Annotated in this window: 9 protein-coding genes; 8 read left to right on the forward strand and 1 reads right to left on the reverse strand. The window is 55.5% G+C overall.

The annotated features are described in order from the left end of the window. Positions 1-34: 34 nt before the first annotated feature. The 5 genes from AC5DDB_RS27250 (at position 35) to AC5DDB_RS27270 (ending at position 4,362) form a co-directional block, all read left to right on the forward strand. Positions 35-883 (forward strand): segregation and condensation protein A, encoded by an 849-nt coding sequence (locus AC5DDB_RS27250; protein WP_491742927.1) that lies wholly within the window; start codon positions 35-37, stop codon positions 881-883. 79 nt (positions 884-962) lie between these two features. Continuing rightward, positions 963-1,499 (forward strand): REP-associated tyrosine transposase, encoded by a 537-nt coding sequence (locus tag AC5DDB_RS27255; RefSeq protein WP_491742928.1) that lies wholly within the window; start codon positions 963-965, stop codon positions 1,497-1,499. A gap of 79 nt (positions 1,500-1,578) precedes the next feature. Beyond that, positions 1,579-2,127, forward strand: coding sequence for a hypothetical protein (locus AC5DDB_RS27260; protein WP_491742929.1), 549 nt, complete (start codon positions 1,579-1,581; stop codon positions 2,125-2,127). Continuing rightward, positions 2,102-2,836, forward strand: coding sequence for an RraA family protein (locus tag AC5DDB_RS27265; protein WP_491742930.1), 735 nt, complete (start codon positions 2,102-2,104; stop codon positions 2,834-2,836). Before AC5DDB_RS27260 ends, AC5DDB_RS27265 begins: the two co-directional genes overlap by 26 nt. Before the next feature lie 146 nt (positions 2,837-2,982). Beyond that, positions 2,983-4,362 carry a DUF1501 domain-containing protein gene (locus AC5DDB_RS27270; protein ID WP_491742931.1) on the forward strand — a complete coding sequence of 460 codons (1,380 nt, stop codon included), beginning with the start codon at positions 2,983-2,985 and terminating at the stop codon, positions 4,360-4,362. A 125-nt stretch (positions 4,363-4,487) separates the two neighbouring features. On the opposite strand, the gene AC5DDB_RS27275 is transcribed toward AC5DDB_RS27270, so the two are convergent. Beyond that, the gene (locus AC5DDB_RS27275; RefSeq protein ID WP_491742932.1) at positions 4,488-4,655 is read right to left on the reverse strand and encodes a hypothetical protein; all 168 of its coding nucleotides are present in this window, start codon (positions 4,653-4,655) and stop codon (positions 4,488-4,490) included. 138 nt (positions 4,656-4,793) lie between these two features. Here AC5DDB_RS27275 and AC5DDB_RS27280 point away from each other — a divergent pair, with 138 nt between their 5' ends. The 3 genes from AC5DDB_RS27280 to AC5DDB_RS27290 form a co-directional block, all read left to right on the forward strand. Then, on the forward strand, positions 4,794-5,270 hold the full coding sequence (locus AC5DDB_RS27280; protein ID WP_491742933.1) for a GNAT family N-acetyltransferase: 477 nt from the start codon (positions 4,794-4,796) through the stop codon (positions 5,268-5,270). A gap of 104 nt (positions 5,271-5,374) precedes the next feature. Next, a complete protein-coding gene (locus AC5DDB_RS27285; RefSeq protein ID WP_491742934.1) occupies positions 5,375-5,770 on the forward strand; it encodes a BlaI/MecI/CopY family transcriptional regulator in 396 nt (131 codons plus the stop codon). Continuing rightward, on the forward strand, positions 5,767-7,361 hold a 1,595-nt coding region (locus AC5DDB_RS27290), incomplete at its 3' end, for a M56 family metallopeptidase (protein ID WP_491742935.1). The genes AC5DDB_RS27285 and AC5DDB_RS27290, both read left to right, overlap by 4 nt.

Here is a 7,361-nt window from a genome sequence, read left to right on the forward strand (position 1 = left end):
TGTCAGTCTTGGACTCTGCTTCTGATCGGCTTTGATGACGAACACATTGTACCGTGTCGAACTGGACATCTTCAGCGGCCCGCTTGACCTACTCTTGTATTTGGTCGAGCGGAGCGAAGTGGACATCCGGGAATTGCCGATCGCGAAGATCACAACCCAGTTTGCCGAGTTTCTCGAAGTTCTCGAATGGATCGATCTCGATCTCGTCGGCGATTTCATCGTGATGGCGAGCACGTTGGTCGAGATCAAAAGTCGTGAGGTTCTTCCCAGGCCGGAAGAAACGCAGGACGAAGCGGAAGATCGCGATCCACGTAGCGAACTCATTCAGCAATTGCTTGAGTACAAGAAGTTCAAAGAGGCGGCGACTGCACTCGAAGAACAAGCCGCGATCTGGCAGGAACGCTTCCCGCGGTTGACCGACGACCGTCCCCGTGGCGGCAAAGACCCGTCAGCGGATTACATCCGTGACGTGGAACTGTGGGACTTGGTCAGTGCACTCGGGCGGATCGTCAAGACGAAGACGGAAGAACCATCTCACGCCAACATCCGCTACGACGATACCCCGATCTCCGTACATATGGACCGCATTCGCGATCGTGTGCTGAAGTCGGGCCGCGTCAAGTTCAGTGATTTCTTCCAAGGCGAAAACGAGCGCAGCCGAATCGTCGGCGTGTTCCTGGCGATCCTGGAACTCATCCGGCACTACAGCTTCCGCGCCGAACAACCCAACGAATACGGCGAAATCACCGTGTTGCCACCGCTGGAAACCGCTGAGGAAGACGCCCCGGCGGAAGTTGTTCAAGAAGAAGTCGCGGCAGACACCAGTCAAGAAGTGACCGAATCAAACGACGAGCAAGAGCCACCACTGCAAGAAGCCGCGTGATGGTCTGCTGTCGAATTTGAAGTGCACAGACTTGTAGGGTCCGCTGTGCGGACCATTCGGTTCGATTTATAATCGTTTCATGCCGAACTACCGTCGTTTCCATATTGCAGGTGGGACGTTCTTCTTCACAGTCAAGACGGAACGAAATTTCCCGATTTTTAGCATGGAATCCAATATTCAGTTGTTGGGGACGGTCCTTCGCGAGATGAAACGGCAATGGTCGGTGACGATTCATGCGATTGTATTGCTGCCAGACCATCTTCACACAATCTGGTCGTTGCCTCCCGGTGATGCGGATTATCGCACTCGTTTGGCATGGCTGAAGAAAGAGTTTACACATCGTTACCTCAGTCAAAGCGGAGTTGAGCAGGTACGATCGGAATCACGAGTTAGGAACCGTCGTCGAGGTGTGTGGCAGCGCCGGTACTGGGAACACTGCATTCAAGAAGTCGCTGACTTCGACGCTCATTTCGATTACGTGCATTGGAATCCGGTCAAGCATGGTTACGTTCGCTGCCCATCCCAGTGGGCGTATTCGTCGTTTTCATCGGTGGGTCGAACGCGGTGTTTACGAACCAAACTGGGGATGTGGTCGCGGTACGCCGAAGTCAGTTGATAACGTCAGCGAAATGGGTGAATGAAAATGGTCCGCACAGCGGACCCTACATAGAACTTCGTCGAAGATTGGTTTTCGCATGCCCTCTCCCGAGTTTCGTCGGTTTCTGCGGAGTGGTGATGCCGTCCAGGTCCATCTGTTGTTTGGCGGCTTGGCTGTCGTGATGGTGATTGGGTTGGTGACCGATGAACCCCAGCCGGATTTGGGGTGGGGATTGCTGTTCGCTGTCGTCGCTTGGCCGATTGTCGTCTGGTTGCTGTGGCTGTCCAAAAAGTCCGACGATCAGTTCGTGGCGGATCATATTGCAGAATCCATCTCTGCACCTCGACAGTTGCTAAAGAAACGTCGGCGATGGCGGTCGTTTGCGTTGGGTTTCCTCCTGATCTTTGGGTTGGTTTGTGTGTTTGCCGGGCATCAGGGTTGGGAGATCGATGCATTCCCGGCGTACTGGTTGGGGTACCTATTGTTGGTCTTCGCGGTCTTAGGTGCTGTCGGAATCAACATTTGGTATGGTGGGCCGCTTGATCCGAGGTTCGATCCGTCGTTGACGGACGAAGACTTGGTTGCCGATCCGGATTTCACCACCGATGCAGGAACCCACCATGACGACGCCCGGTTTGACCGCTGACCAGCTTGCCGCCCTCGCCAAGTATGACACGCCGACGGTGTGTAATGTGATCGAACTGTGGGACATCCGACCCCGCAACACGGGCTATATGAATCACTCGATCAAGGCGAGTTTTCCGAAGATGCCGCCGATGGTGGGGTATGCGTTGACGTCGCAATTTCGCTCGATGGCTCCGCCGCGTGGGGGCGATGTGTATGCCAGTCTCGATCAACAAGTCGCCCGCTTCAGCGAACTTCCCGGCCCGCCAGTCGTGGTGTTTCAGGATCTCGATGAACCCACCACATCAGCGACCTTTGGCGAAGTGATGTGCACCACGTATCAAGCGTTTGGTGCGAAGGGGTTGATCACATCAGGGACGGGGCGCGATTTGGATCAAGTCGAAGCTCTTGGTTTCCCTGTGTTCACGAACGGTGAGACGTGTTCACATGGGTATTGTCATATTCTGGAAATCAACGTCCCGGTGAGTGTCGGCGGAATCGTGATTTACCCTGGTGACTTGCTGCATGGCGACTTGAATGGCGTTTCCACGATCCCGCACGAGATCGCCTCTGAAATTCCTGATGCCTGTCGCGAGTTGATGGCGGCGGAAGATATCGTGCTGAACTACTGCAAGGCGGGAAATGTCACGCCAAGCGGGTTGGCGGAGGCACGGAAGGAATGTGCGGCCGTCATCGCGAAACTGACGCAACGACTTCGCGGCGATACTTAGGTTCTACGGAACACAAGTTGGCGACTTGGTTCCAAATCCACGACAATCGGACGTGACAACGAATGTTTATTTGTTAAACTGTTAGTGAAGCTAAGCGTTTGCGCTCCTCGCCATGGTCAACCCTCCCCGATTGAGAGTGCGGAAATATGACTCACCCGTCTCACGCTGCGACTCACGCCCAAGGAGTTGCTCGTTCTCCGTTCGCACCCGCTGCCCGTGACTTGATCCGTGTGGGTGGCTCGCGTCGTTGGTTCCTGCAAACCGGTTTGGCTGGTGTCGCCGGGCTTTCTCTGCCGAGCGTCTTGCGTCAAGCGGCCGCCAGCCCAACGGGACCGGCGAAGAAATCCGTGATTCTTTTTTGGCTTTCGGGCGGTCCGAGTCAAATCGACATGTGGGACCCAAAACCGGAAGCTCCCGTCGAGATTCGCAGTCCGTTCGGCGACATCGAAACGAAAATTCCTGGCGTTAGATTTTCGGAGCACATGCCATTGCAGGCTTCGATTGCCGATCGTTTGTCGGTGATCCGCTCGGTCGATACGACTGCCAGCAATCACACGCCGATCACCATGCAGGCCGGCAACCCGCTAGCTCGTCGCACAAATGACGGAAAAGACGGAGCCGGCTATCCTTCGATGGGGGCGATTGCAGCCAAATTCCGCGGTTCGAATAACCCGAACCTGCCCGCGTTTGTCGGTCTGGCGGAAAGTTGGGCGGCTGACGTCTACGGGGCTGGCATGATGGGCTCCGACTTCGAACCCGTGAAGGGCTTGGAGTTAGCCGGCAAGTTTGCCATGCCTCAGGGGGTATCCGTCGACCGTTTGCAGGATCGATCAAGTCTACGACGGCAATTCGATCGACTGCAAAAGGATTTGGACCAAAGCAATACGCTTGCTCAGAGCGACCGTTACACGCAACAAGCTGTCGATATGGTTCTGTCCGGCAAAGTGCAAGAGGCGTTTAGTCTCGATAAGGAATCCGATTCCCTGAAAGACCGTTACGGTCGCACGAGCGTCGGTCAAAAGGCTCTGCTGGCTCGACGATTGGTTGAGAATGGCGTGTCTTTCGTGCTGGTCAGTGGTGCCTGGGGATACTTCGATCATCACGGCGACAACGTTCGCTGGGGTGGCATCGAAAAGGGACTGAAACCGTTGTTGCCGAGAGTTGACCGGGCCATGTACGGGTTGGTCACCGACTTGGAAGAGCGGGGTTTGCTGGATGAAACGCTCGTATTGATGATGGGTGAGTTTGGTCGTTCGCCACGAATCAACAACGAAGCCGGACGTGATCACTGGACGCCGGTGATGTCGATGTTGGCCGCCGGTGGTGGATTGAATCACGGGCAAGCCATCGGCAGCACCGATCGACAAGGCGGGGCGATTCAATCACGAGTCGTCCGCCCGCAAGACCTCGCTGCGACGGTCTTTCAACATCTCGACATCGATCTCAACAACCATTGGATCAACCCTCAAGGTCGGCCAATTCCGATCATCGAAGAAGGCGGTCAACCGATTTCCGAACTGTTCTAATTCTCGCTGAGATTGTGTAGCACATGCAGCTTGAGTTCCTGGAAGAAGGATCGGCGGATTGCCCGATATTGCGGCTCAGCCACTTTACGGGCTCGGAAGTTCAACAGGTTCTAGACGCGATTCAATCACTCATTGATGACACCGAAGAGTGTGTCGAAATTCATCGGCTTCCGTTCGTAGAGTCCATAAATGGGTGTCGACTGACCTTCTGGTCTTCTAAGCACAACCAGTACGTTGTTCGGGTTGCCGACATGGAGTTTCGGTGTTGTCTCGATCAGGATGAGTGGTCGCATACGACCGAACTTCTTGCCCCATTTGTTCAAGAGAGCAAGGGTTTTCAGTGGATTGTGGAGGGGACCGGCGAAGCACCGATTTTGTTGTCCCGTAGTGGTCAGTGGTGATACCTCTTCTCGTGGCTGGTGAGTCTTGACATGCCAGAGTTGAATCTGAGAGCGTATCGCCCGGACGATGCCCCACGGTTGCTGACACTCTTCCGCGATACGATTCAACGAGTGAATTGTCGCGACTATAACCCCGAGCAAATCGTGGCTTGGGCGTCCGATGAGATCGACGAAGATGCTTGGGCCGCCCGTTTCGAGGGGCGTTTCGTCGTCGTGGCCGAACAGGATGAAGTGCTCGTCGGGTTTGGCGAGTTGGAATCGAATGGGCACATCGATCGCTTCTATGTGTCCGCAGACCATCAGGGGTGTGGCGTCGGCCGCCGTTTGATCACGGCACTTCTCCACGAAGCAACTCGACTTTCGTTGTCTCGATTGACCGTCGAAGCCAGCATCACCGCTCGTCCGTTTTTCGAGCGTTATGGGTTCGAAGTCTGCGAGCGACAGCTTGTGATTTGTCGGGGTGTCGAAATGCCCAATTTTCGAATGACCCGCGAGCATTCTGTCTGACGCTTGACACTCTGTCAAAAGATTTTCTGAGAATCTTGTTGACGTCCTGGGTTTTGCGATTACTATGAAACCAAATCTAAAAAACCAAAACTGGAGGGCAAGCGATGGCTCGGCCACGTGCCAAGGAGTTGACGGATCGAGAACTCGAGATCATGCAGGTTTTCTGGGACCACCCGGAACCGGACGTCGAACTGACGATCGCCGAAGTGCGAGATCGACTGGCGGAGTCCCAACGCGATCTGGCTTACACGACTGTCGCGACGCTGGTCCGTATCTTGGTGGAGAAGAACTTTCTCGACCAAACCAAATCCGAGCGACCGTATTGCTATCGCTCGCGACGATCGTTTGAAGACGTGTCCGGTAGTTTGCTCGGCGATTTGCTCGATCGTGTCTTTCGCGGGTCCCGCGAGTTGCTACTGAAGCAACTTGTCGACGAGCAAAAACTCTCAGCTCGCGAACGACAAATCCTTGAAGACATCTTGCGGGAGAGTGAACAATGAGCGTTTCCGCCGGGCTGTGGTGTGTTTTTCAGGTGACGCTTGTTTCGACGGCGGCGCTTGCGTTGTGCGTGTTCTTCCGCAAACGGGGGCCATCGTTGCGAGCGGAAGTCGCGTGTTTGGGTTTGTTTGCAGTTGGGTTGGTCACGGTGTTGGCTCCCCTGCCCGCGCCGAGTTGGCAAACAATGTTCCAATCGACGCAGGTGGAAGCTCCGTCCGCAGGGGGATTTGAAATTGCGACGACGAGTTCCAATGCCGATGTCCCCGTGAGCGTCCCTGCTTCGAGTCCGCAAAACGTCGAACTCGCCCCTTTAGAAACCGATCCGGTGTGGCTTGCCGCTTGGGATGGGTTTGTCGAAGCACTCAGAGAGCCAACACCGCAAGTGGTGGAGGAGACAGCGAAGCCGACTTGGAACTGGCAGGTTTATCTGGTCTATGGCTATCTCATTGGCGTCAGCTTCGGCTTGATCCGCTTGGTGACCGCCTGGGTTCTATTGCGTTGGGAGTGTCGTGGTCCGATTGTGGAAGAAACCGATATCGATCGGTTTGTCGTTGGCCACGTTGGTTCCAAGCGTGCGCAATCGATTCGAATCATTGAATCCCATCGATTGACATCGGCCGCCACTACCGGTTGGCGACGACCAATGATTTTGCTTCCCGCGACATGGCGTGAGTGGTCTACGGTCGAGCGAGACGCGGTATTGGCTCATGAGTTGAGCCACATTCGTCGGCGTGATTGGCTGACCACGTTCTTCGCCGAATGTATGCGGACGGTGCATTTCTATCATCCGCTGGTTCACTGGTTAGCGGCTCGGCTGCGGATGGATCAAGAATTGGCCGCGGACGCTCATGCGGCTGATCAAGTCGGCGGTCCGCAGCCATATCTAAAAGTGCTCACGCAGATGGCTTTGGCTCGGTCGGTTCAGCGGACGCGTTGGCCCGTGCGGGCGTTTCTTCCCACTCGAAATGCTTTAATGAGGAGAGTCGACATGCTACGCAACGGCGACGGTTTCGAAAAGAACGTACCCAGGCGACTTCGCTGGGGATTGACACTGGGTGTGCTGATGTTGGGAGTGTTGGCGGTCGGGATGCGACCTTCCGACGCACTTCAGGCACAGACGGATTCCGGTGAAGACGCAACGCAACAGACCCGTTCTGCGGGACGCGTGGAATCCACTTTCGGCGGGGAGGACAACCAACCACGTCCCGCCGGAAAGATCGATCCGGAAGCCGCCCCGCGACCATTCAGCATGGATCTTCGTCCAGCGAACACGGTTGCCACTTTCGGCATCCGACCGGCACGGCTGATGAGCCGCCCCAGTCTCGCTCCCATTGTCAAGATTCTTGAGAATTCTCGGATTGCTCAGGGCATTGGATTGCCGTTGCGAGACATCGAACAGATCGTCATTTACTTCGATCTGGGCCGCAAGGGAAACCAAATGCTCGGTGGGCGACATGGTATGGGCGGGATGATGAGTGATGGCGGGCCCGGTATTGGAATGCCTGGCGGGGCGATGGATCCAGGGCCGACATTGAATATTGTCCCCGAACTCGTTGGCTTCACTGTGCAAGCCGTACCAGACTTAGACCAATC

This window comes from Thalassoroseus sp. (genome assembly GCF_984380535.1).

Coding starts and splice junctions, on each gene's coding strand:
- AC5DDB_RS27250 (WP_491742927.1), top strand. CDS start 35: ATGACGAACACATTGTACCGTGTCGAACTGGACATCTTCAGCGGCCCG.
- AC5DDB_RS27255 (WP_491742928.1), top strand. CDS start 963: ATGCCGAACTACCGTCGTTTCCATATTGCAGGTGGGACGTTCTTCTTC.
- AC5DDB_RS27260 (WP_491742929.1), top strand. CDS start 1,579: ATGCCCTCTCCCGAGTTTCGTCGGTTTCTGCGGAGTGGTGATGCCGTC.
- AC5DDB_RS27265 (WP_491742930.1), top strand. CDS start 2,102: ATGACGACGCCCGGTTTGACCGCTGACCAGCTTGCCGCCCTCGCCAAG.
- AC5DDB_RS27270 (WP_491742931.1), top strand. CDS start 2,983: ATGACTCACCCGTCTCACGCTGCGACTCACGCCCAAGGAGTTGCTCGT.
- AC5DDB_RS27275 (WP_491742932.1), bottom strand. CDS start 4,655: ATGCGACCACTCATCCTGATCGAGACAACACCGAAACTCCATGTCGGC.
- AC5DDB_RS27280 (WP_491742933.1), top strand. CDS start 4,794: ATGCCAGAGTTGAATCTGAGAGCGTATCGCCCGGACGATGCCCCACGG.
- AC5DDB_RS27285 (WP_491742934.1), top strand. CDS start 5,375: ATGGCTCGGCCACGTGCCAAGGAGTTGACGGATCGAGAACTCGAGATC.